The 23,353-nt window shown below is 59.2% G+C and carries 24 protein-coding genes and 1 other annotated feature; of the genes, 16 read left to right on the forward strand and 8 right to left on the reverse strand.

All coding sequences use genetic code 11. The annotated features are described in order from the left end of the window. The first annotated feature begins 30 nt into the window (after positions 1 to 30). Complete coding sequence (locus tag ACMWLG_RS10465; RefSeq protein ID WP_047635108.1) at positions 31 to 1,260, forward strand: DUF3748 domain-containing protein; 1,230 nt, start codon at positions 31 to 33, stop codon at positions 1,258 to 1,260. Here ACMWLG_RS10465 and ACMWLG_RS10470 read toward each other — a convergent pair. Then, positions 1,257 to 1,589 (reverse strand): YceK/YidQ family lipoprotein, encoded by a 333-nt coding sequence (locus ACMWLG_RS10470; RefSeq protein WP_024907391.1) that lies wholly within the window; start codon positions 1,587 to 1,589, stop codon positions 1,257 to 1,259. The genes ACMWLG_RS10465 and ACMWLG_RS10470 overlap by 4 nt on opposite strands. Before the next feature lie 248 nt (positions 1,590 to 1,837). Further along, positions 1,838 to 1,909 (forward strand) — a sequence feature (ROSE (Repression Of Heat Shock gene Expression) occurs in the 5'-region of heat shock genes and acts as an RNA thermometer to modulate expression.). On the opposite strand from ACMWLG_RS10470, the gene ibpA reads away from it, so the two are divergent. The 3 genes from ibpA (at position 1,903) to ACMWLG_RS10485 (ending at position 4,705) form a co-directional block, all read left to right on the forward strand. Beyond that, positions 1,903 to 2,313, forward strand: a complete 411-nt coding sequence (ibpA, locus tag ACMWLG_RS10475) for a small heat shock chaperone IbpA (protein WP_008500162.1) — start codon at positions 1,903 to 1,905, stop codon at positions 2,311 to 2,313. (Overlaps the previous feature by 7 nt.) 136 nt (positions 2,314 to 2,449) lie before the next feature. Then, the gene (gene ibpB / locus ACMWLG_RS10480; RefSeq protein ID WP_023309816.1) at positions 2,450 to 2,878 is read left to right on the forward strand and encodes a small heat shock chaperone IbpB; all 429 of its coding nucleotides are present in this window, start codon (positions 2,450 to 2,452) and stop codon (positions 2,876 to 2,878) included. Between the two features lie 165 nt (positions 2,879 to 3,043). Continuing rightward, positions 3,044 to 4,705, forward strand: coding sequence for a putative transporter (locus tag ACMWLG_RS10485; RefSeq protein ID WP_023309817.1), 1,662 nt, complete (start codon positions 3,044 to 3,046; stop codon positions 4,703 to 4,705). On the opposite strand, the gene ACMWLG_RS10490 is transcribed toward ACMWLG_RS10485, so the two are convergent. Beyond that, positions 4,673 to 5,419: a GntR family transcriptional regulator gene (locus ACMWLG_RS10490; RefSeq protein ID WP_045400444.1), complete on the reverse strand. Its 747-nt coding sequence runs from the start codon at positions 5,417 to 5,419 to the stop codon at positions 4,673 to 4,675. The two genes, ACMWLG_RS10485 and ACMWLG_RS10490, sit on opposite strands and share 33 nt — an antisense overlap. A gap of 221 nt (positions 5,420 to 5,640) precedes the next feature. On the opposite strand from ACMWLG_RS10490, the gene ACMWLG_RS10495 reads away from it, so the two are divergent. The 4 genes from ACMWLG_RS10495 to ACMWLG_RS10510 all read left to right on the forward strand — a co-directional run bounded on the left by ACMWLG_RS10495 (position 5,641) and on the right by ACMWLG_RS10510 (position 9,359). Next, positions 5,641 to 7,263, forward strand: a complete 1,623-nt coding sequence (locus tag ACMWLG_RS10495) for an alpha-glucoside-specific PTS transporter subunit IIBC (protein ID WP_045620540.1) — start codon at positions 5,641 to 5,643, stop codon at positions 7,261 to 7,263. Continuing rightward, positions 7,260 to 8,582, forward strand: a complete 1,323-nt coding sequence (locus ACMWLG_RS10500; protein WP_045620539.1) for a 6-phospho-alpha-glucosidase — start codon at positions 7,260 to 7,262, stop codon at positions 8,580 to 8,582. Before ACMWLG_RS10495 ends, ACMWLG_RS10500 begins: the two co-directional genes overlap by 4 nt. A gap of 92 nt (positions 8,583 to 8,674) precedes the next feature. Beyond that, the gene (locus ACMWLG_RS10505; protein ID WP_023309821.1) at positions 8,675 to 9,022 is read left to right on the forward strand and encodes a YidH family protein; all 348 of its coding nucleotides are present in this window, start codon (positions 8,675 to 8,677) and stop codon (positions 9,020 to 9,022) included. Continuing rightward, positions 9,012 to 9,359 (forward strand): DUF202 domain-containing protein, encoded by a 348-nt coding sequence (locus ACMWLG_RS10510; RefSeq protein WP_023309822.1) that lies wholly within the window; start codon positions 9,012 to 9,014, stop codon positions 9,357 to 9,359. The genes ACMWLG_RS10505 and ACMWLG_RS10510 overlap by 11 nt, the downstream gene beginning before the upstream one ends. Positions 9,360 to 9,441: 82 nt before the next feature. Here ACMWLG_RS10510 and dsdA read toward each other — a convergent pair whose 3' ends face one another. Both dsdA and dsdX read right to left on the reverse strand, forming a co-directional pair. Then, a complete protein-coding gene (gene dsdA, locus ACMWLG_RS10515) occupies positions 9,442 to 10,728 on the reverse strand; it encodes a D-serine ammonia-lyase (protein WP_045400438.1) in 1,287 nt (428 codons plus the stop codon). Between the two features lie 17 nt (positions 10,729 to 10,745). Next, positions 10,746 to 12,083: a D-serine transporter DsdX gene (gene dsdX, locus ACMWLG_RS10520; RefSeq protein WP_023309824.1), complete on the reverse strand. Its 1,338-nt coding sequence runs from the start codon at positions 12,081 to 12,083 to the stop codon at positions 10,746 to 10,748. Between the two features lie 204 nt (positions 12,084 to 12,287). On the opposite strand from dsdX, the gene dsdC reads away from it, so the two are divergent. Further along, complete coding sequence (gene dsdC, locus ACMWLG_RS10525; RefSeq protein ID WP_045400437.1) at positions 12,288 to 13,214, forward strand: DNA-binding transcriptional regulator DsdC; 927 nt, start codon at positions 12,288 to 12,290, stop codon at positions 13,212 to 13,214. An 84-nt stretch (positions 13,215 to 13,298) separates the two neighbouring features. Beyond that, complete coding sequence (locus ACMWLG_RS10530) at positions 13,299 to 14,387, forward strand: cellulase family glycosylhydrolase (RefSeq protein ID WP_023309826.1); 1,089 nt, start codon at positions 13,299 to 13,301, stop codon at positions 14,385 to 14,387. Here ACMWLG_RS10530 and emrD read toward each other — a convergent pair. From emrD to tisB, 4 genes are all read right to left on the reverse strand, one after another. Then, positions 14,290 to 15,474, reverse strand: coding sequence for a multidrug efflux MFS transporter EmrD (gene emrD / locus ACMWLG_RS10535; RefSeq protein ID WP_045400435.1), 1,185 nt, complete (start codon positions 15,472 to 15,474; stop codon positions 14,290 to 14,292). The genes ACMWLG_RS10530 and emrD overlap by 98 nt on opposite strands. A gap of 175 nt (positions 15,475 to 15,649) precedes the next feature. After that, the gene (locus tag ACMWLG_RS10540) at positions 15,650 to 16,483 is read right to left on the reverse strand and encodes an EamA family transporter (RefSeq protein WP_023309828.1); all 834 of its coding nucleotides are present in this window, start codon (positions 16,481 to 16,483) and stop codon (positions 15,650 to 15,652) included. 62 nt (positions 16,484 to 16,545) lie between these two features. Further along, positions 16,546 to 16,992 carry a GNAT family N-acetyltransferase gene (locus tag ACMWLG_RS10545; protein ID WP_045400431.1) on the reverse strand — a complete coding sequence of 149 codons (447 nt, stop codon included), beginning with the start codon at positions 16,990 to 16,992 and terminating at the stop codon, positions 16,546 to 16,548. 64 nt (positions 16,993 to 17,056) lie between these two features. Further along, positions 17,057 to 17,146 (reverse strand): type I toxin-antitoxin system toxin TisB, encoded by a 90-nt coding sequence (tisB, locus tag ACMWLG_RS10550; RefSeq protein ID WP_023309830.1) that lies wholly within the window; start codon positions 17,144 to 17,146, stop codon positions 17,057 to 17,059. Between the two features lie 521 nt (positions 17,147 to 17,667). Between tisB and ivbL the strand changes: the two genes are divergently transcribed. The 6 genes from ivbL to ACMWLG_RS10580 all read left to right on the forward strand — a co-directional run bounded on the left by ivbL (position 17,668) and on the right by ACMWLG_RS10580 (position 23,337). Beyond that, the gene (gene ivbL, locus ACMWLG_RS10555; RefSeq protein ID WP_057979964.1) at positions 17,668 to 17,766 is read left to right on the forward strand and encodes an ilvB operon leader peptide IvbL; all 99 of its coding nucleotides are present in this window, start codon (positions 17,668 to 17,670) and stop codon (positions 17,764 to 17,766) included. 106 nt (positions 17,767 to 17,872) lie between these two features. After that, positions 17,873 to 19,561: an acetolactate synthase large subunit gene (gene ilvB / locus ACMWLG_RS10560; protein ID WP_045354668.1), complete on the forward strand. Its 1,689-nt coding sequence runs from the start codon at positions 17,873 to 17,875 to the stop codon at positions 19,559 to 19,561. A gap of 3 nt (positions 19,562 to 19,564) precedes the next feature. Continuing rightward, a complete protein-coding gene (ilvN, locus tag ACMWLG_RS10565) occupies positions 19,565 to 19,852 on the forward strand; it encodes an acetolactate synthase small subunit (protein ID WP_010426528.1) in 288 nt (95 codons plus the stop codon). A 77-nt stretch (positions 19,853 to 19,929) separates the two neighbouring features. Next, positions 19,930 to 20,523, forward strand: coding sequence for a transcriptional regulator UhpA (gene uhpA, locus ACMWLG_RS10570; RefSeq protein ID WP_022646555.1), 594 nt, complete (start codon positions 19,930 to 19,932; stop codon positions 20,521 to 20,523). Beyond that, positions 20,520 to 22,025: a signal transduction histidine-protein kinase/phosphatase UhpB gene (gene uhpB / locus ACMWLG_RS10575; RefSeq protein ID WP_045400429.1), complete on the forward strand. Its 1,506-nt coding sequence runs from the start codon at positions 20,520 to 20,522 to the stop codon at positions 22,023 to 22,025. Before uhpA ends, uhpB begins: the two co-directional genes overlap by 4 nt. After that, the gene (locus ACMWLG_RS10580; RefSeq protein ID WP_045400426.1) at positions 22,018 to 23,337 is read left to right on the forward strand and encodes an MFS transporter; all 1,320 of its coding nucleotides are present in this window, start codon (positions 22,018 to 22,020) and stop codon (positions 23,335 to 23,337) included. The genes uhpB and ACMWLG_RS10580 overlap by 8 nt, the downstream gene beginning before the upstream one ends. Positions 23,338 to 23,353 lie beyond the last annotated feature (16 nt).

Here is a 23,353-nt window from a genome sequence, read left to right on the forward strand (position 1 = left end):
GATGCATTCACCGTGCATCAGGGTATCCTCATGAAACAAATCACCTTCGCTTCCCGCAACCACCAGCTGACCAACATCAATACCTGGACGCCGGACAGCCAGTGGCTGGTCTACGACGTGCGCCCGTCCGGTGCGTCGTTCACCGGTGAAACCATCGAGCGGGTCAATGTCGCGACGGGTGAGGTAGAGGTGGTTTATCGCGCGACTGACGGCGCGCATGTCGGCGTGGTGACCGTTCATCCTGCAGAAGAGAAATATGTCTTTATCCACGGCCCGAAAAACCCGGATGCAGACTGGCACTACGATTTTCATCATCGTCAGGGAGTGGTTGCGCAAAACGGTCATGTGAGCAACCTGGACGCGATGGATATCACAGCGCCTTACACCGCAGGCGCGCTGCGCGGCGGCAGCCACGTCCATGTCTTCAGCCCAAACGGGCAGCTCGTCAGCTTTACCTATAACGACCATGTTCTGCACGAACGCGATCCTAAACTTGATTTACGCAACGTCGGCGTGGCTGCGCCTTACGGCCCGGTGAACCCGCGCGGGAACCATCCGCGCGAATATTCAGGTACATTCTGGAGCGTGCTGGTCAGCCGCACGACGCCCAACCCGCAGCCGGGCAGCGACGAGATTAACCGCGCCTACGAAGAGGGCTGGGTGGGCAACGACAGGCTGGCGTTCATCGGCGACACCCTGTCTGAGCAGGGTGAAAAAGTCCCGGAACTGTTTATCGTAAATCTGCCGGAAGACGAGCAGGGCTGGAAGCATGCGGGCGATGCGCCGCTACAGGGCACGACGGAGACCCTGCCAGCGCCGCCTGCGGGTGTGAAGCAGCGTCGTTTGACCTTCACGCATCAGAGGGCGTACCCGGGCCTGGTGAACGTGCCGCGTCACTGGGTTCGCTGCAACCCGCAGGGGACACAGATTGCGTTTCTGATGCGGGATGATAACGGCATTGTGCAGCTGTGGCTGATCTCTCCTGAGGGAGGCGAGCCGCGCCAGTTGACGCGTACCGGGAGCGATATTCAGTCAGCATTTAACTGGCATCCTGCGGGCGATCGTCTGGGGTTTGTGCTCGAAAATCGGATCGCCTGCTGCGACGCACAGACCGGAGAGGTGACGTTTTTGACGTCCGATCACGGCAACCCGCCGTCTGCTGATGCGGTCGTGTTTTCCCCTGACGGGCGCGTTATTGCGTGGATGGAGGAGACAGCCGGTTTCCGTCAGCTTTGGGTGACGGAAACCGCGCAGTACTAGCGTGGAGGCATTTCAGCGGGCGGGATGACGGCGTTTGTCGCCAGATTTTCCTGCTCGCTTTTCTCTACACGCGAGCGTACGGAGTTGTCCTTACGAAACATATCCCACGGCAGCAGAAGCGTATCCGCCACGGCCGTAAACGGCATATCCAGGATAACCAGGGATTTGGTGCCCCAGTTTGTATCGTCATCGGAGATCATCGCCGCGCTGGCGCGCGTCCCCGGATATGTTCCTTCTTTACCGCCGGTGTGAGACATCACGCTCGAACACCCGCAAAGTAAAACTACCCCGCTGAACGTCGTCAGCTTTATCAGAACATTTTTCATCATCACTCAGTCATCGTTAATGGCACTGCATAGACCTGCAACTCAGGGTTATAGCGAGCCTTATCCAAAATGGATAGCCCTATAACCCCGCACTGTGGCAGCCATCGCAATTTAACCCTTTGTGCTGTTGTCCCAGTCTAAGCGAGATGCAGGAAAGTGCAAAAAAAAGTGCAGCTGTCGTTCTTGAAAAGCCCGATTGCAGACCCATTTTAAGAATGTGGCCCGATAACGAACTCGCCTGATGGGTGTTCGGGGGCGCAAAGGCCTGTCCATGGTGGAAGGCTACAATTTCTCGCTGATTTCAGGAGTTTTATTTATGCGTAACTTCGATCTTTCTCCGCTATACCGTTCTGCAATTGGTTTTGACCGCCTGTTTAACCATTTAGAAAATAACCAAAGCCAGAGCAACGGCTACCCTCCATACAATGTTGAGCTGGTTGACGAAAACCACTACCGCATCGCCATTGCCGTCGCCGGTTTTGCAGAAAACGAACTGGAGATCACCGCGCAGGACAACCTGCTGGTGGTGAAAGGTTCCCATACGGCCGAGCAGAAAGAACGTACCTACCTCTATCAGGGCATCGCCGAGCGCAACTTTGAACGCAAATTCCAGTTAGCCGAGAACATTCACGTTAAAGGCGCGAACCTGGTTAACGGTCTGCTGTTTATCGAACTGGAACGTGTGATTCCGGAAGAGAAAAAACCGCGCCGTATCGAAATTAACTAATTACGCGGGTCGCGTGAGCGGCCCACCCGAACTTGCTTGCCGTAACGGGAGCATATGCGAATCCATCAGGATTTGCAGGAATAACTGTGCACAAAATTACACTGTGCCGAACTCGCTTCTCAGAAGGAGATTTAGTATGCGTAACTATGATTTATCCCCCCTGCTGCGTCAGTGGATTGGTTTTGACAAACTTGCTAACGCCCTGCAAAGCACCACCGAGCAACAGACGTTTCCGCCGTACAACATCGAAAAAAGCGACGATAACCACTATCGCATTACCCTTGCGCTGGCCGGTTTCCGCCAGGACGATCTGGACATCCAGCTTGAAGGCACTCGCCTGACCGTGAAGGGGTCGCCGGAAAAACAAGAGACCGAGACCAAATGGCTGCATCAGGGGTTGGTTAATCAGCCGTTTAGCCTGAGCTTTACCCTGGCAGACCATATGGAAGTGTCCGGCGCAACGTTTACCAACGGTCTGCTGCATATCGACCTGATCCGCAACGTGCCGGAAGCCATCGCGCCGCAGCGTATCGCCATTAGCGAGCGGCCGGCGTTGAACAGTTAGCACTGTGCGGGCTGATGCCCTCACCCTGGCCCTCTCCCTGTGGGAGAGGGTGAAAAGATAAAGCCCTGCCCCGGCAGGGCTTTTTTGTGCGCCATCACCCATACAACCGCCCCCGGCTCTGAGAGAATCCTTAGCATAACTAAGGTTATGCTAAGGGAGTGGGTCATGAGTGATATCGCGTTAACCGTCAGCGTGTTGGCCCTGGTCGCTGTTGTTGGCCTGTGGATAGGTAATATCAAAATCCGCGGCGTCGGGTTTGGGATAGGCGGGGTACTGTTTGGCGGCATTTTTGTCGGGCACTTCGCCGACAAGCTCGGGCTGGTCCTCAGCGCCGAAATGCTCCACTTTACCCAGGAGTTCGGCCTGATCCTCTTCGTTTATACCATCGGTATTCAGGTGGGACCGGGCTTTTTCGCCTCACTTCGGGTTTCCGGTTTACGGCTCAACCTGTTTGCCCTCGGCATTGTGGTGATGGGCGGGCTGGTCACCGCAATTCTGCACAAAATCTTCGATATCCCGCTCCCCGTGGTGCTGGGCATTTTCTCCGGGGCGGTTACCAACACGCCTGCGCTCGGTGCCGGGCAGCAAATCCTGCGCGATTTGGGTATTGAACCCGGCATTGTCGACCAGATGGGGATGAGCTACGCCATGGCCTATCCGTTTGGGATTTGCGGCATTCTGCTTTCCATGTGGCTGGTGCGCGTCCTGTTTCGCATTAACGTCGACAAAGAGGCGAAGGACCATGAAACCACGCTCACCAACGGCCATATGCCAATTAAAACCATCAACATTCGGGTCGATAACCCCAACCTGAACAATATGGCGATTCAGGACGTGCCGATTCTGAACAGCGCCAATATCATCTGCTCCCGCCTCAAGCGTGACGATATGCTGATGGTGCCTGCCCCCGGCACCGTCATTCAGCAGGGCGATCTGCTGCACCTGGTCGGCCAGCCCGGAGATTTAAACAACGCGCGGCTGGTGATTGGCCAGGAAGTGGATACCTCGCTCTCAACCCGCGGCACCGATATGCGCGTGGAACGCGTTGTGGTGACTAACGAACACGTTCTTGGCAAGAAAATACGCGATCTGCAGGTAAAAGAGCGCTATGACGTGGTGATCTCTCGCCTTAACCGTGCGGGTGTTGAACTGGTCGCCAGCCCGGAGGCCAGCCTGCAGTTCGGGGATATCCTCAACCTGGTCGGGCGCCCGTCGTCCATCGACGCCGTGGCGGATATGGTGGGTAACGCCCAGCAAAAGCTGCAGCAGGTGCAGATGCTGCCGGTGTTTATCGGTATCGGGCTCGGCGTGCTGCTCGGTTCTATTCCTGTGTACGTGCCGGGCTTCCCGGTGGCGCTCAAGCTGGGCCTGGCGGGTGGACCGCTGATTATGGCGCTGATCCTCGGGCGTATCGGCTGTATCGGGAAGCTCTACTGGTTTATGCCACCGAGCGCCAACCTGGCGCTGCGCGAGCTGGGCATCGTGCTGTTCCTGGCGGTGGTCGGGCTGAAGTCCGGCGGGGATTTTGTCGATACCCTGGTCAAGGGCGAAGGGATGAGCTGGGTAGGCTACGGTATCTTTATCACGGCGATCCCGCTGCTGACGGTGGGAATACTGGCGCGGATGTTCGCCAAAATGAACTACCTGACGCTGTGCGGGATGCTGGCGGGCTCCATGACCGATCCACCCGCGCTGGCTTTTGCCAACAACCTGCACGCCACCAGCGGTGCGGCTGCGCTCTCCTATGCCACCGTCTATCCGCTGGTGATGTTCCTGCGCATCATCACCCCGCAGCTACTGGCGGTGCTGTTCTGGGGAATGGGCTAGTAGGTCGTCCGGGTGGATGCGCCGCAGATGGTAGTCCACCTGGTAATCACTGGTATTTCTGAACATCACGGAATAATTAAGGAACTCGCCGCTGTCGCTGTAGGAGAGAGACGTAATTCGCAGCAGCGGCGTCTGTTCCGGCAGGTTCATATAACCGGCCAGCGTTTTATCTGCCAGCACCGGCGTCAGGCTCTCGTAGTTGCCGCTGATGGTGATCCCGCACTCCTTCTCGATATAATCAAACTTAGACCCCTCAAGATGTGCCAGCGACAGATTGCGGAACAGCTTCACCGGCATAAAGCTGTCCTCCAGCATCAGCGGCTTCCCGTCCACGTAGCGCACCCGCCGGGAAAAGTAGATCCGCTCATCCACCTGAATCCGCAGCTGGCTGGCGATAGCGGGCGGGGCGGGCATCACTTCAAACTGTAAGACCTTACTCTGCACATCTTTTCCCTGCTGCCGCAGCACCTCCACCAGCCCGGTCAGGTTGGTGGTTTCGTGGTGAACGTCTTTGCGCGAGACAAAGGTTCCGCTGCCGTGCCGCCGCTCAACCAGCCCCCAGCTCACCAGCAGATCGAGCGCCTTGCGGATGGTCATTCGCGCCACGCCGAACTCCTGCGCCAGCGCCTTTTCGCCGGGCAGCGGGCTGCCGATGTTGTAGTCCGACGAATTCAGCCGCAGCCGCAATCTGTCGGCGATAGATTTGTAGATCACCAGTAGACCTCTCTGCCCTTATCAGGGCGTGGATTGTGTCCTGACATGTCCATATTTACGCCAAAAAGTAGACCTGATTGGTCAAAATAAAACCATGAATGCGATCACGAATCGCAGCGGCACGCCATGTTCGCGCATCAGTAAGTTCTTATGCTCACCTCAGGCCAGCAAAAAATCATAAAGGCCTCTACCCCTACAGGTTGTTTCATGAGGATTTAAAAATGCTCAGTCAAATACAACGTTTTGGCGGTGCCATGTTTACCCCGGTGTTGCTGTTTCCGTTCGCCGGGATCGTGGTGGGAATCGCCATCATGCTTCGCAACCCGCTGTTTGTCGGCGAAGCCTTAACGGCCCCCGATCATCTTTTCGCGCAGATTGTTCACATCATTGAAGAGGGCGGCTGGGCGGTGTTTCGCAATATGCCGCTGATTTTTGCCGTTGGCTTACCGATTGGCCTAGCGAAGCAGGCGCAGGGCCGAGCCTGTCTGGCGGTGCTGATTAGCTTTCTGACCTGGAACTACTTCATTAACGCGATGGGGATGACCTGGGGCCACTTCTTCGGCGTCGACTTCTCCGCCGAGCCGACGGCGGGTAGCGGGCTGGCGATGATTGCCGGCATCAAAACGCTCGATACCAGCATCATCGGCGCCATTGTGATCTCAGGTATCGTCACCGCCATCCACAACCGCTACTTCGACAAGCCGCTGCCGGTCTTTCTGGGGATTTTCCAGGGCAGCTCGTTTGTCGTTATCCTCGCGTTCTTCGTCATGATCCCCTGCGCCTGGCTGACGCTGCTGGGCTGGCCAAAAGTACAGATGGGCATTGAGTCCCTGCAGGCGTTTCTGCGCTCCGCCGGTGCGCTGGGCGTGTGGGTGTATACCTTCCTGGAACGCATTCTGATCCCAACCGGATTGCACCACTTCGTCTACGGTCCGTTCATCTTCGGCCCGGCGGCGGTGGAAGGCGGGATTCAGGTCTACTGGGCACAGCACCTGCAGGAGTTCAGTCAGAGCACCCTGCCGCTGAAAACCCTCTTCCCGGAAGGCGGGTTCGCGCTGCACGGCAACTCTAAAGTGTTTGGCTCGGTCGGGATTGCGCTGGCGATCTGGTACACCGCGTCGCCGGAAAACCGCGTCAAGGTGGCGGGGCTGCTGGTGCCGGCCACGCTCACCGCCGTGCTGGTGGGCATCACGGAACCGCTCGAGTTCACCTTCCTGTTTATCTCGCCGCTGCTGTTTGCCGTCCATGCGGTGCTGGCGGCGACTATGGCAACGGTGATGTACGCCTTTGGCGTGGTCGGGAACATGGGCGGCGGCCTGCTGGACCAGTTCCTGCCGCAAAACTGGATCCCAATGTTTCATAACCACGCCTCGACGGTATTCACCCAGATCGGCATCGGCGTCTGCTTCACCGGCATCTACTTCGCGGTCTTCAAAACGCTGATCGAACGTCTGAACCTGAAAACGCCGGGCCGGGAAGAGAGCGAAATCAAACTCTACAGCAAGGCCGACTATAAGGCGGCGAGCGGGCAAACCACCGTCCCGGCCGCGGCCAGCCAGCAGGTCGGGCAGGCCGCCGGATTCCTGCAGGCGCTCGGCGGCGCGGCCAACATCGAAAGCATCAACAACTGCGCCACCCGCTTGCGCATTGCGCTGGTGGATATGGCGAAAACCCAAAACGATGACGTCTTCAAAGCCCTCGGCGCCCACGGCGTGGTGCGACGCGGCAACGGCATTCAGGTGATTGTCGGCCTGCACGTTCCTCAGGTGCGCGACCAGCTGGAATCGTTGATGAAAACTCCTTTAACAAATGAACAAACCACCCTGACAGAGGCTATATCATGAAAAAATTCTCAGTTGTCATTGCAGGCGGCGGCAGCACCTTTACGCCTGGTATCGTCCTGATGCTGTTAGCCAACCGTGACCGTTTCCCGCTGCGCGCGCTGAAGTTCTATGACAACGACGGCGCACGTCAGGAAACCATCGCCGAAGCGTGCAAAATCATCCTCAGGGAGCAGGCGCCGGAGATCGAATTCAGCTACACCACCGACCCTAAAGCGGCGTTTAGCGATGTGGATTTCGTGATGGCGCATATCCGCGTGGGCAAATACCCGATGCGCGAAAAAGATGAAAAAATCCCGCTGCGCCACGGCGTGCTGGGCCAGGAAACCTGCGGACCGGGCGGCATCTCCTACGGCATGCGCTCGATCGGCGGCGTGCTGGAGCTGGTGGATTATATGCAGCAGTACTCCCCGAACGCGTGGATGCTGAACTACTCCAACCCGGCGGCGATTGTCGCGGAAGCCACGCGTCGCCTGCGTCCGAACGCCAAAATCCTCAACATCTGCGATATGCCGATCGGCATTGAAGGGCGCATGGCGCAGATTGTCGGCCTGAAAAACCGCAAAGAGATGCGCGTGCGCTACTACGGTCTGAACCACTTCGGCTGGTGGACGTCGATTGAAGATCTCAACGGCAACGATCTGATGCCGAAACTGCGCGAATACGTGGCGAAAAACGGCTATGTGCCGCCTTCGGAAGATGCGCATACCGAAGCGAGCTGGAACGATACCTTTGCCAAAGCCAGAGACGTACAGGCGCTTGACCCGGATACCATGCCGAACACCTACCTGAAGTATTATCTGTTCCCGGACTACGTGGTCGCGCACTCCAATCCGGAACGCACCCGCGCCAATGAGGTCATGGATCACCGTGAAAAGCACGTGTTCAGCGCCTGTCGGGCAATTATTGAAGCCGGTCACTCCGCCGCCGGTGAGCTGGAAATCGACGAACATGCGTCGTACATCGTCGATCTGGCGACGGCGATTGCCTTCAACACCCAGGAGCGGATGCTACTGATTGTGCCTAACAACGGGGCCATCCATAACTTTGATGCCGACGCGATGGTGGAGATCCCGTGCCTGGTAGGCCATAACGGGCCGGAGCCGCTCACGGTGGGCGATATTCCGCACTTCCAGAAAGGGCTGATGAGCCAGCAGGTGGCGGTGGAAAAACTGGTGGTGGATGCCTGGGAGCAGCGCTCGTACCAGAAACTCTGGCAGGCGATCACCCTGTCGAAAACCGTGCCGAGCGCGTCCGTCGCGAAAGCGATTCTGGATGACCTGATCGCGGCCAATAAGGACTACTGGCCAGAGCTGCACTAATCGTCCTGACCGGCATCGCCCGATGCCGGTCTCCTTGTCCTTGTCGATTTACGCTATGCTGAAGCCTGCCTGGAGCACGACAAGGAACCCTCATGAAAATTTCCCGCCTCGGCGAAGCGCCGGACTACCGCTTCTCTCTGGCTAATGAACGCACTTTTTTAGCGTGGATCCGCACCGCGCTGGGCTTTCTTGCCGCAGGGGTGGGTCTCGATCAGCTCGCGCCCGATTTCGCCACGCCGCTGATTCGCGAAGTGCTGGCGCTGCTGCTGTGCCTGTTTGCGGGCGTGCTGGCGATTTACGGCTACCTGCGCTGGCTGCGCAATGAGAAGGCGATGCGTCTGAAGCAGGATCTGCCCTATACGCGCGGGCTGCTGATTATCAGCACGATTCTGCTGACGGTGGCGGGCGTGGTGATGGTGCTGGTGTTCTATGGCGGATAGCCGCAAAGCGCGGCGCGAAGCGGACCCCGGCCTGCAGCCGGAGCGGACGTCGCTCGCCTGGCTGCGCACGCTGCTGGGGTATGGCGCGCTGATTGCCCTGGCGATCAAGCACAACTGGCACCGCACAGGGGTGCCATTCTGGATTTCCATTATTGTGCTGGCGCTGGTGGCCATTATTTTATGGCGCTATACCCGCAGCCGTAACCTGATGGACGTGGCGCAGAACGATTTTGTACAGCCGAAGGCGGTGCGGGATAAGTTCCTGATCGCGCTCGCTGTTCTCTCGCTGTCGCTGCTGTTTGCGGTAACTCATATTCAGCAAATTTTGAGCCTGTAAGCCCGGTGGCGGCTACGCTTTACCGGGCCTGCAACTGCCGCGAACCGTAGGCCGGGTAAGGCGCAGCCGCCACCCGGCATAATTACTTCCCTTTCGCCAGATACTTCGCCATCTCGTCTTCCGGCACCATCCCGCCGCCGGTCGCCCACACCAGGTGGGTAACGTTGGTATGCGAATGAACGCGCACTGGACCGGCCATCCCCGCCAGCGCCGACGGCTCCAGGCGAATGCCCTCCTCCTGCGCCAGCCAGCCGAGCATGTCGTACATGCTCTGATCGGAGAGCGTATAGAACCCGTCGAGCAGGCGCTCCATCGCGCGGCCCACGAAGCCGGAGGCGCGCCCTACCGCCAGACCGTCCGCCGCCGTCACGTTATCAATGCCCAGATCCTGCACCGCGATCTCATCGTGCAGGCCGGTGTAGACGCCGAGCAGCATGCACGGGGAGTGCGTTGGCTCCGCGAAGAAGCAGTGGACGTTATCGCCAAAGGCCAGCTTCAGGCCAAACGCCACGCCGCCAGGGCCGCCGCCAACGCCGCACGGCAGGTAGACGTACAGGGGATGATCGGCATCCACCACGCGGCCCTGTTCGGCAAACTGCGCCTTTAGCCGCTCGCCTGCAACGGCGTAGCCCAGGAAAAGGGTGCGGGAGTTTTCATCGTCAATGAAGAAACAGTTCGGATCGCTTTCCGCCGCTTTTCGTCCCTGCTCCACCGCCACGCCGTAATCCTGCTCATATTCCACGACGATGACGCCGTGGCTGCGCAGTTTGGCTTTCTTCCATTCGCGGGCGTCGGCAGACATATGCACCGTCACCTTAAAGCCGATGCGGGCGCTCATAATGCCGATGGACATCCCAAGGTTGCCGGTTGAGCCTACCGCAATGCTGTACTGGCTGAAGAAGTCCTTAAAGCGCGGTTCCAGCAGAACGCTGTAGTCGTTTTCAACGCTCAGCAACCCGGCTTCCAGCGCCAGTTTTTCCGCATGGGTCAGCACCTCATAGATGCCGCCGCGCGCTTTGATCGAGCCGGAGATCGGCAGATGGCTGTCTTTTTTCAGCAGCAGCGTGCCGGGAATAGACTTCGCAGATTCTTTCTCCAGCCGCTTTTGCATCGCCGGGATGGCAACCAGTTCGGATTCGATAATCCCGCCCGTTGCCGCCGTTTCCGGGAAGGCTTTCGCCAGGTACGGCGCGAAGCGGTTGAGGCGCGCGTGCGCGTCGTCCACGTAGGCTTTGGTCAGCCCGACGTACGGCAACCCTTCTGCAAGCGTCGTGGTGCGCGGGTTAAGCCAGGTGGTTTCTTTCAGAGCAATCAGATCCTCAACCAGAGGAAACTGTGCGGTTAAAGTAGTGATAGTTGCGTTTTCCATAATACGTCTCTTCGCGCTCAGATAATGAAGGAAAGCAGGAATGTGCCGCCAAGTGCAAGCACCGAGGCGATAAACGTCGCCGTCGTATAGTATTTGAAGGTCTCATTCAGGGTCGCGCCGCAGTATTGCTTCACCAGCCAGAAGAGGGAATCGGTCACGATCGTGCAGCCAATGGCACCGGAACCGATGGCAATGGTGATGATCTCCGGGCTCACGTTCGGGTAGAGCGGCAGCATCGGCGCGACTATCGCCGTGGCGCCCATCATCGCCACCGTCGCGGAGCCGACGGCGGCATGCAGCACCAGCGCCACCAGCCAGGCGAGCAGGATAGGGTGCATGTGCAGGTTCGAGAGAATATGCGCCAGCGAGTCCGCCAGTCCGCTGGTTTTCAGGATGGCGTTAAACGCGCCGCCCGCGCCGATAATCAGCAAAATGTTGGCGATAGAGCCGAAGCCGTGCTCGGTATGCGTCAGCATCGTGCCCATGCCCATATGCTGGCGTATCCCCAGCAGGTAGTAGGCGACAAACACGGCGATAAACATCGCGGTGATCGGGTTGCCGATAAACTCCAGCAGCGTATACAGCGTGCCTTCTTTCGCCATATTCAGCTCGGCGATGGTTTTCACCAGCATCAGGGCAATCGGCAGCAGCACCGTGAACAGCGTGGCGCCCAGCGACGGCAGGGTGTGCTCTTCCCGCACCTTCAGGTCTGAAAATTCCGCCGGAACCGGTTTAAACGGCAGACGATTGCCGAGCAGTTTCAGGAACAGCGGGCCGCCGACCAGCGAGGCCATCAGGCCCACCATCAAACCGTAGACAATGACCGTTCCGACGTCCGCGCCTAATTTATTGGTCACAAACAGCGCGGCCGGATGCGGCGGCACTACGCAATGCACCGCCATCAGCGCGGTACAGAGCGGAATGGCCAGCTTGAGCAGCGACGTGTTGGTCTTTTTGGCGATGGAAAACGCCAGCGGGATCAGCAGTACAACGCCCACTTCCACAAACAGCGTAATGCCGCAGATAAGGCCTACCAGCACCATAATCACGTCCGCCGACAGCCAGCGGCAGCGCTGCAGTGCGATCCCGATGCGCTCTGCCGCGCCGGAGACTTCCATCATCTTGCCGAGAATGGTGCCCAGACCAATCACCGCCGCCAGGAAGCCCAGCGTACCGCCAATTCCGCTCTCGATGGCGTTCACCATATCCAGCGGGCTCATCCCCATCATCGCGCCGACGAAAAAGCTCGCCAGCAGCAGCGCGAGGAACGGGTGAAACTTCAGTTTTACGATGGTTAAAACAATCAACACAATGCTGACCAGCAGCGTTGCCACAACCCAGACCTGAGATCCCATATCTCACCTCACCCTTATGTCATCTGTGGGTATTGGACGAAAAAACGGCGTGGGCTGACAAACGATATAAATTGGCGTTCAGGTGAGCCAGATTGGATCAACTGAGTGACTGCGCTCTAAAAAGCGCACTTAATTCGTATTAGGTTCACATAAATTCACCCTTGAGCGGTATGCTGAGCGCAGAAAACCCACGTGAGAATTGTGATGACCGATGCGAATGAAGCCAGAAACCGCCTGTTAAACGGCTGGCAGCTGTCGAAAATGTATACCTTTGAAGTGGCCGCCCGGCATGAGTCCTTCGCCTTGGCGGCGGAGGAGCTGTCGCTCAGCCCCAGCGCGGTGAGCCACCGCATCAACCTGCTGGAAGAGGAGCTGGGCATTCAGCTGTTTGTCCGCTCGCACCGTAAAGTTGAGCTGACGCAGGAGGGAAAGCGCGTTTACTGGACGCTGAAATCATCCCTCGATACCCTGAATCAGGAGATCCTGGATATCAAAAACCAGGCGCTGTCCGGCACGCTGACGGTCTACTCCCGGCCGTCGATCGCCCAGTGCTGGCTGGTGCCCATGCTGGGGGACTTTACCCGCCGCTATCCGTCGATTTCACTCACCATCCTGACCGGCAATGATTACGTCAATATGCAGCGAACGGGCGTCGATCTTGCGCTCTATTTCGACGATACGCCGCCAAACCATCTCTCTCATCACTTCCTGATGGACGAGGAGATTTTGCCCGTCTGCTCACCGCAGTATGCCCGCGAGCATGAACTGCTGAAAAACCCCGATAACCTCAGCCACTGCACGCTGCTGCACGACCGTCAGGCCTGGAGTAATGATTCCGGGACGGATGAGTGGCTGAGCTGGGCGCAGCACTTTGCGGTGAATATGCCGCTATCGTCGGTTATCGGTTTCGATCGTTCGGATTTGGCGATTATTGCGGCCATCAACCACGTCGGCGTCGCGATGGGCAGAAAGCGGCTGGTGCAGAAGAGGCTCGAACGGGGCGAGCTGATCGCCCCGTTTGGTGACAAGACCCTGAAATGCCATCAGCACTACTATGTCTCGACGCTTTCCGGTCGTCAGTGGCCGAAAATAGACGCCTTTATCGGCTGGCTGAGAGAACTGGCAGGTTGAAGAATTATTACGCTTTCGCTCTACACGAAATGTGAAAAAGCGTGCTAAATACAGGTAATGCTTTCGATTTATCCAGGGTAAACCGTGTTAAAGCCTTTTATTGCCTGTGCATTACTGATCTCTTCCGGCTGGGCGATTGCCGCTGAGCCGCCGCTGACGGCTGCCCGTTATGCGCAGCAGCTGGGCGTCGGGATGGATGTGGACTGGGCGCGCACCGAGCGCGGCATACGCGAATTCGACCCGCTGGTGGTACGCGATTTTCGTGCAAAAGGCATTACCCACGTGCGCATTCGCGTCGCCGATGAGCCGACGGAAGCGCGGCTAATTCACCTGCGCAAGCTGGTAGAAGCCTGCGAGCAGTATGGCGTGATCCCGATTATCGCTTATCAGGCTGATGAATATAAAAACGACCCGAAAGCCGATAACGAGAAAGAGACGATCAACTGGTGGATTGCCGTGGCGCACTATTTCGGTCAGAGCTATCCGCTGCTGGGTTTTGATCTCATCTATGAGCCGGCCGACAAGCTTAACCACAACCTCGCGTCGCTAAACCGCGTGTATGAAAAAACCATTAAAGCGATCCACGACATGGACCCGCAGCGCATGATCTTTGTTGCGCCACGCCTGCGCGCCGCGCCGGAGGATTTATCCAGCCTGAAGCTGCCCGCGCACAGTCAAAACTACCTGCTGGCGGAGTGGCATATTTTCCCGTGGGGGCCGCTGAAAAATAGCGGTAAATACCCGTGGACGTCCGGCACGGCGGCGGAGAAAGCGGCTATCCATAATCGCATCAATACCGCGCTGCGCTGGCAGCAAAAAACCGGGCACGTTAGCTGGGTCGGGGGCTGGGGCGTGGGAGAGTCAAACCACCTCACGCCAACCGCTTCGCAAATGGCGTTCTCCACCTTTATGGCCTGCGAGCTGCAAAAGGCGAAAATCCCGTATGCGCTGAACGCGGATTTCCAGTTTTACGATGGGGAAGAGGGGGCCTGGCGGCCCGCGCCGGAGCCGTTGTTGCAGGCGATGATTGCGCCCGTCTGTGAAAAGCCCGGCGAGAAGCCGGGCCATCATGCGGTTAAACCGGCTGCTCGTGATGCGGAACACGCGACGCCAGCGGCAGCCAGCACAGTAAAATCAGCAGCCCCATCAGCGTCATCAGCAGGCCCAAACTAGCCTGCCCGGTCTGCGGCATCATCGCCGAGAGCCAGGCCAGCGCGCCGGAGCCGATATTCTGCAAACCGCCCACCAGCGCGCCAGCCGTGCCTGCGAGGAACGGGAACGGCTCCATCGCGCCGCTGGTCGCCAGCGGGAACAGCATCCCCGCGCCGAAGAAGAACAGCGCTGCCGGGATGAGCAGCGTCCAGACCGTCATCACGCTAAATAGCCCCGGTATCCACATCATCAGACCCGCCAGCAGGCAGCTGATCACCGACTGCCACATCAGGGTGGAGAAGCGTTTGTTCGGGCGTCCGGCAAACCACGCGCCGAAGAACGCCGCCGGGATTGGCAGAATAAACAGAATGCTCACCACCATGCTGCTCAGGCCCAGACCCGCGCCCAGCAGCACGCCGGAACAGGCTTCAAACACCGCAATGCCCGCCAGGCCACCGATCAGCATCAGCAGGTAGCAGGTAAACGACCCGTTGCCGAACAGCGTTTTATAGCTGGTGATGAGCTTCGTGCGCGGCGCATCCTGCGGGCGCGTTTCCGGCATCCAGCGCGCCATGCTGAAGGTGACAATGACGCACAGCACCAGCAGGAAGGCGTAGCAGGCGCGCCAGGACCACATTGTGTCCAGCAGGCCGCCAATCAGCGGGGCGAGAAGCGGGCTGACCAGAATTCCCATATTCAACAAGCTGTTGGCATGACGGAGCTGGGTGCCCTGATACATATCGCGCGGTAAGGTTCGCGCCATCACCCCACCGACGCCGGTCCCGACGCCCTGCAGGGCGCTGGCTGCAATCAATACGGTCAGGCTGTGCGTGGTAATGGCAATCACCGTCGCCACCATGAAAATGCTCATGCCCACCAGGATCACCGGGCGACGCCCGACGCGGTCAGACAGCGGGCCGTAAAAGAGCTGCGAAACGCCATAGGTCAGCAGGTAGGCTGCCATCACGCTCTGCACCGCGCCCTCGCGGACGTTCAATTCCTTTGCCATGTCGGCAATCGCCGGAATGTAGATGGTTTGCGCCATCTGACCGACGGCCACCAGTAACACCAGCATCAACAATAAGTTAACGTTCCTTTGTTTTTTCATGTCGCTGAATACTTTTGCTAAAAGAGAAAAATGAAGAATAAGTGACTGCACATTCCCATAAATGCGCGAGGAATCTACCACAGAGAGATGACAATTTAAGCATTGTCGTGGTGAATGAAAAAACCGGGAAAGGCAGGATTTGTAAACAAGATCGGCAACTAATGTTGCCAGTGATTTACGCCATGCGCAGCAGAATGGCGCCGCCGGCAATACCCAGCGCCGCCGCGATGCGCAGGCCCGCAACCTTCTCTTTTAAAAGGACAAACGCGATCAGTGCCCCAAAGAGTATGGAGGTTTCACGCAGCGCCGCGACCACCGCCAGCGGCGCCTGCGTCATTGCCCAAAGCGCCAGACCGTAAGATCCCATGGTTCCCACCCCGCCGAGCAGCCCCTTTTTCCAGTGCAGGCGCAGGTAGCTGGACGCCTCGCGCCGACGCGCCACCATTGCCCAACTCAACAGGCAGAAGCCGTTCATAAAGAAGGTCCACAGCGTATAGCCCAGCGCGGTGTTCGACAGACGCACGCCGGTGCCATCCACCAGCGTATACCCGGCAATAAAGCAGGCGTTCAGCAGCGCCAGCCCGATCCCTTTGCGTGACCGTATGCGGCCATGCATCGCCATCGCCAGAATCGACAGGCAAATTACTCCGATACCGGACCAGGCTAGCCACGAGAGACGATCGCCGAGCGCCAGCACGCCGATCAGCGCCACCAGCAGCGGGGCGGTGCCGCGCATCAGCGGATAGGTCTGGCTCATATCGGAGACCTGATAGGTTTTCGCTACCAGCACGGTGTACACAACCTGTAAGGCGCAGGAGACGATCAAAAACGGCCAGCTTGCAGCAGATGGCTGTGGGGAAAACGGCAGTAAGACCAGAGCGATAACCGTGGCGGATCCGCTGACGCTTATGGCGGAATAGAGCTTGTCCGTTCCGGCCTTAACGATGGCGTTCCAGCTGGCATGCAGCAGCGCGGCGAAGAGCAAAATGCAAAAAACGGTGATGGTCATAGCGTATCGGGTGGTGAATTGTCACTCAACTGTAACATTCACACCCTGATGCTGCCAGCCGGCTACACGGCACAAAAAAGGCGGTGCGTCACCCGCGGCTCGTCCGAGACCAGCGTAAAACCCGCCTGGCGATAGAAGCCGTACGCGCTCTCCGGCGCATGGGTATTCAGGAAATCAAACCAGATGCTGGCATCGGCCATCACCACGGTTAAAAGCTGTTTGCCAATGCCCAGCCCGCGGCACTTATCGCTGACGTAAAGATGGCGAATACGTCCGGCGCGCGGCTGCTGACTGAACGGATCGCGGTTGAGGCCGCACACGCCGACCAGCCTGCCGTTGAGAAACGCGCCCAGCAGCTTTTCACCCGGCGCGTTAAAGCGGTTCTCACCACGCTGCCAGTTATCTTCCAGCCTGCGCAGCATGTTGAAATTCAGTGCGATACTTTCAGCCTTCAGGGCGATATACCCCGGCTCATCTGGCGTGACGGGCTCAATTAACAGACGCGACATAGCATTCCCTCGTTATTAAAGAGGGGCGGTTGCCCGCCCCTCTCAGGTGCGACTTGAACCTGAATTACCGAAGGAATTTCAGGACAGCATCAAGTAGTTGCAGTACAGCAACAATGAGTTTGAGGATAAGTATCACCATATCCACTACGCTCATACGCGTCTCCTTTTGGTTAAAAGGAGCACGATGCTGGCGTACCTTTCCGCCGCCTGTTGCCAGCACCTGGATTGACGTAACACAGTGTGCTCACTTCAGGGGTTAAGGCACTGACGGCACCACCCGTTTCAGCCAGGACTTCTTTGCGCCGGTAAAACTGCGGCCCCCTCGCTCACTGCGAACACCCTCAGTATAGATAAATACTGTATGCATGAACAGTGTTTTTTGGACAAAATCAGGAAGGCGATCCATACTCAAAAGCGTCAAAATCCGTGCCGGAATTGCGCGTTCGTCTTCGATCGCGTATACTTTTTGCGTTGACGTAACACAGTGTGTTCTGCGGCGACCAACCGCAAAACCCTGATAAAAACCTCGCTCCGGCGGGGTTTTTTGTTTTCAACCCTCAACAAACGAAACGTGATCCCTGACGCATTTTTGCGCAGATGAAAATATTTCCATTGTCACGCCCGAAAACCTGTGTTTGTATAAATTCCATCAATGATTCCAAACATAGGTCCCCAATGACTTCATCCATCTTCACTTCGACCCTACTAAAAACTGCGCAACCAGCCGCAGTGGTCGTCGTGCGTGTGGTGGTGGTCGTCGGCAATGCGCCGTAGGGACTGGATCAACACACGAATCCAAAACCCCGCCGGCGCAAACCGGGCGGGGTTTTTCGTTTAGGACCCTCCCCGGAACGTCGGCCCAGAAGAAAAGGACTGGAGCATGGCAAGTTCGGGCACAACATCCACCAAGACGCGTTTTACTGGCGCGCAGCTGATCGTTCATCTGCTGGAACGGCAGGGCATCACCACGGTTGCGGGCATCCCGGGTGGCACGGTGCTGCCGCTGTACGATGCGTTAAGCCAAAGCACGCAGATCCGCCACGTGCTGGCGCGCCACGAGCAGGGGGCAGGCTTTATTGCTCAGGGCATGGCGCGTACGCAGGGCAAACCGGCGGTCTGTATGGCCTGCAGCGGCCCGGGCGCAACCAACCTGGTCACCGCCATCGCCGACGCGCGTCTCGACTCCATTCCGCTGATCTGCATTACCGGCCAGGTACCGTCCTCAATGATCGGCACCGATGCGTTCCAGGAAGTGGACACCTACGGCATCTCTATCCCCATCACCAAACATAACTATTTAGTTCGCGACATCAGCGAGCTTCCTCAGGTTATTAGCGATGCGTTCCGCATTGCGCAGTCCGGCCGCCCGGGCCCGGTGTGGATAGACATTCCTAAGGATGTCCAGACCGCAGAGATCGAGATAGACGTCCTGCCGGAGCCGGGCGAGCGTGCCCCCGCGCCGGAATTCAGCGCTGAGAGCGTGCGCGACGCCGCCGCTATGATTAACGCCGCCAAACGCCCGGTGCTCTATCTGGGCGGTGGGGCCATCAACGCTGCGGATGAAATCCGCCAGTTTGCGGAAAAAGCCAACCTGCCGACCACCATGACCCTGATGGCGCTGGGCATGCTGCCTAAAGCGCACCCGCTCTCTCTCGGCATGCTGGGCATGCACGGCGCGCGCAGCACCAACTACATCCTGCAAGAGGCGGATTTGCTGATTGTTATGGGCGCACGTTTTGATGACCGGGCGATTGGCAAAACCGAGCAGTTCTGTCCGAACGCCAAAATCATTCACGTGGATATCGACCGCGCCGAGCTGGGTAAAATCAAGCAGCCGCACGTGGCGATTCAGGGCGACGTGGCCGAGGTGCTGGCGCAGCTGATCCCGCAGACGGACGCAGCCGAGCGCGCCGACTGGCGTAAGCTGGTGGCCGATCTGCAGCGCGAGTTCCCGGGCGCCATCCCAACCGAAGGCGATCCGCTGAGCCACTACGGTCTTATCAACGCCGTTGCCGCCTGCGTGGACGACAGCGCGATTATCACCACCGACGTGGGACAGCACCAGATGTGGACCGCGCAGGCCTATCCGCTGAACCGTCCTCGCCAGTGGCTGACCTCCGGCGGTCTGGGAACCATGGGCTTCGGTCTGCCTGCAGCAGTGGGTGCGGCGCTGGCGAATCCGGACCGCAAGGTCATCTGCTTCTCCGGCGACGGCAGCCTGATGATGAACATTCAGGAGATGGCGACCGCAGCCGAAAACCAGTTAGACGTAAAAATCATCCTGATGAACAACGAGGCGCTGGGGCTGGTGCACCAGCAGCAGAGCCTGTTCTACAAGCAGGGCGTGTTTGCCGCGACCTATCCGGGGATGATTAACTTTATGCAGATTGCCGCCGGTTTCGGCCTGCACACCTGCGATCTGAACGCCGAAGAGGATGCCCACGCGGCGCTGCAGGACGCGATTTCTCGCCCCGGCCCGGCGCTGATCCACGTGCGTATCGACCCTGAACAAAAAGTGTATCCGATGGTGCCGCCGGGAGCGGCAAATACTGAGATGGTGGGAGAATAAGCCATGCAGAAACAACATGATAACGTCATTCTGGAACTCACCGTCCGCAACCACCCTGGCGTCATGACCCACGTCTGCGGGCTTTTTGCCCGCCGTGCGTTTAACGTGGAAGGCATTCTCTGTCTGCCGATTCAGGGCAGCGAGCACAGCCGCATCTGGCTACTGGTCAACGACGACCAGCGTCTTGAGCAGATGATGGCGCAGATCGACAAGCTGGAAGACGTCACCAAAGTGGCTCGCAACCAGTCCGATCCCACCATGTTTAACAAAATTGCGGTGTTCTTCGAATAAATAGCTCATTGCTTGAACACCCGCGCGCTTATCGTTAAGGTAGGCGCGTTTTTTTATCCGCCCGCCAGGAATGCGCCATGACCACCATCGCTCTCATCGACGATCACCTTATCGTCCGCTCCGGATTTGCCCAGCTTCTGAACCTCGAACCGGATTTTCAGGTCGTGGCCGAGTTTGGCTCCGGTCGTGAAGCGCTGGCGGGCCTGCCGGGGCGCGGGGTGCAGGTCTGTATTTGCGACATCTCGATGCCGGATCTCTCCGGGCTGGAGCTGTTAAGCCAGCTGCCGAAAGGGATGGCGACGATCATGCTGTCGGTACACGACAGCCCGGCGCTGGTCGAGCAGGCGCTCAACGCGGGCGCGCGCGGCTTTCTCTCCAAGCGCTGCAGCCCGGACGAGCTGATTGCCGCCGTGCGCACCGTCTCCACCGGCGGCTGCTACCTGACGCCGGATATCGCCATCAAGCTGGCGGCCGGACGCCAGGATCCGCTCACCAGACGCGAGCGCCAGGTTGCGGAAAAACTCGCGCAGGGCATGTCGGTAAAAGAGATTGCCGCCGAGCTGGATCTGTCCCCGAAAACCGTACACGTTCACCGCGCCAACCTGATGGAAAAACTCAACGTCAGCAACGACGTCGAGCTGGCGCGCCGCATGTTTGACAGCTGGCAATGAGTTCCGCTTTTTCACGGCTGATCGCCGTCGTCGCCAGCTTTTTTATCTTCTCCGCCGCCTGGTTTTGCCTGTGGAGCATCAGCCTGCACCTGGTGGAACGCCCCGAGCTGGCGGTGCTGCTGTTCCCCTTCGGCCTGCGTCTGGGCTTAATGCTCCAGTGTCCGCGCGCCTACTGGCCGGTTTTGCTCGGCGCTGAGTGGCTGATGCTGGTCTGGCTGGCGCAGGAAGTTGCCCTCGCGCACCTGCCCTTATTGATGACCGGAAGCCTGCTCACGCTTCTCCCGGTTGCCCTCATCTCCCGCTACCGCCACCAGCGCGACTGGCGCACGCTGCTGCGTCAGGGGGCGGCGCTGATTGCCGCCGCGCTGCTGCAGTCGCTTCCGTGGGTCGGCGAGAAGGAGATGCTCAATGCCTTGCTGCTGACCCTCACCGGCGGCCTGACGCTGGCGCCAACCTGCCTCGTGATCTGGCACTATCTCACCAGCACCGTCTGGCAGCCGCTCGGCCCGGCGCTGGTTTCCCAGCCGGTGAACTGGCGCGCCCGGCACCTCATCTGGTATCTGCTGCTGTTTGTGGTGAGCCTGTGGCTCCAGCTTGGCCTGCCCGCCGAGCTTTCACGCTTCACGCCGTTCTGCCTGGCGCTGCCGATTATCGCCCTGGCCTGGCACTACGGCTGGCAGGGGGCGCTGATCGCCACGCTGATGAACGCCATCGCACTGATCGCCAGCCAGACCTGGCACGATCATCCTGTTGATTTACTGCTTTCCCTGCTGGCTCAAAGCCTGACCGGGCTGCTGCTGGGAGCGGGCATTCAGCGCCTGCGCGAGCTGAACCAGTCCCTGCAAACCGAGCTGGCGCGCAACCGCCGTCTGGCGGAGCGTCTGCTGGAAACCGAAGAGAGCGTGCGGCAGGAGGTCGCCCGCGAGCTGCACGACGATATCGGCCAGACCATCACCGCCATTCGCACTCAGGCGGGCATCGTCCAGCGTCTGGCAGCGGAAAACGCCGGGGTGAAGCAGGGCGGGGCCCATATCGAACAGCTTTCGCTGGGGGTCTATGACTCCGTTCGCCGCCTGCTGGGACGGCTGCGTCCGCGCCAGCTTGATGACCTGACGCTGGAGCAGGCGGTACGCTCCCTGATGCGCGAGATGGAGCTGGAAAGCCGCGGAATAGTGAGCCATCTCGACTGGCGCATTAACGAATCTACGCTCAGCGAAGGCCAGCGCGTGACGCTGTTCCGCGTCTGTCAGGAAGGGCTGAACAACATCGTCAAGCACGCCAGCGCCAGCGCGGTCACGATTCAGGGCTGGCAGCAGGACGACAGCCTGAAGCTGATAATTGAAGACGACGGCTGCGGCCTGCCGCCGGGCTCCGGCCAGCAGGGTTTTGGCCTGGCGGGCATGCGGGAGCGCGTCAAGGCGCTGGGCGGCACGCTGAACCTCTCCTGCACCCACGGGACGCGCGTCAGCGTCAGCCTGCCGCTACGGAGTTACCATGTTTAAAACCCCTGCCAGCGCCGCGCCGATTGGCAATAAAGCGGAAATCGACGCCCGCTACCGCTACTGGCGTCGCCATATCCTGATGGCCATCTGGCTCGGCTACGCGCTGTTCTACTTCACCCGCAAAAGCTTCAACGCCGCCGCGCCGGAAATCCTCGCCAGCGGCGTGATGACGCGCACCGATATCGGCCTGCTGGCGACGCTGTTTTACATCACCTACGGCCTGTCGAAGTTCTTCTCCGGCATCGTCAGCGACCGCTCCAACGCGCGCTATTTTATGGGCATTGGGCTGATCGCCACCGGCGTGGTCAACATTCTGTTTGGCTTCTCCACCTCGCTGTGGGCCTTCGCCCTGCTGTGGGCGCTGAACGCCTTTTTCCAGGGCTGGGGCGCGCCGGTCTGCGCCCGCCTGCTCACCGCCTGGTATTCGCGCAACGAGCGCGGCGGCTGGTGGGCAATCTGGAACACCGCGCATAACGTCGGCGGGGCGCTGATCCCGATGGTGGTAGGTGCGGCGGCGCTGCACTACGGCTGGCGCGCGGGGATGATGATTGCCGGTGGCCTCGCGATTGTCGCCGGACTGTTTCTCTGCTGGCGCCTGCGCGACCGGCCGCAAACCGTCGGCCTGCCTGCGGTGGGCGACTGGCGGCACGACGAGATGGAGATTGCCCAGCAGCAGGAGGGCGCGGGGCTGACCCGCAGGGAGATCCTCACCAAATACGTGCTGAAAAACCCGTACATCTGGCTGCTGTCGCTCTGTTACGTGCTGGTCTACGTGGTGCGCGCGGCGATCAACGACTGGGGCAACCTGTACATGTCCGAGATGCTCGGCGTGGATCTGGTGACCGCCAACTCGGCGGTGACGATGTTCGAGCTGGGCGGGTTTATCGGCGCGCTGGTGGCGGGCTGGGGCTCGGACAAGCTGTTCAACGGCAACCGTGGCCCGATGAACCTGATTTTCGCCGCCGGGATTTTGCTCTCCGTCGGTTCGCTGTGGCTGATGCCGTTCGCCAGCTACGTGATGCAGGCGGCGTGCTTCTTCACCACCGGCTTCTTCGTCTTTGGCCCGCAGATGCTGATCGGCATGGCGGCAGCGGAGTGTTCCCACAAAGAGGCGGCAGGCGCGGCGACGGGCTTTGTCGGTCTGTTTGCCTACCTCGGCGCATCGCTCTCCGGCTGGCCGCTGGCGCGGGTGATCGACGTCTGGCACTGGAGCGGTTTCTTCGCGGTGATCGCCATCGCGGCGGGGATCTCCGCGCTGCTGCTGCTGCCCTTCCTGCACGCGCAGGCCCCGCGCGAGATGGGCGAAGCGTGATGTGCCTCACCTTTCT

It is taken from the genome of Enterobacter sp. 01-M-02-SI-ECC (assembly GCF_047530595.1).
GTDB lineage: Bacteria > Pseudomonadota > Gammaproteobacteria > Enterobacterales > Enterobacteriaceae > Enterobacter > Enterobacter cloacae_M.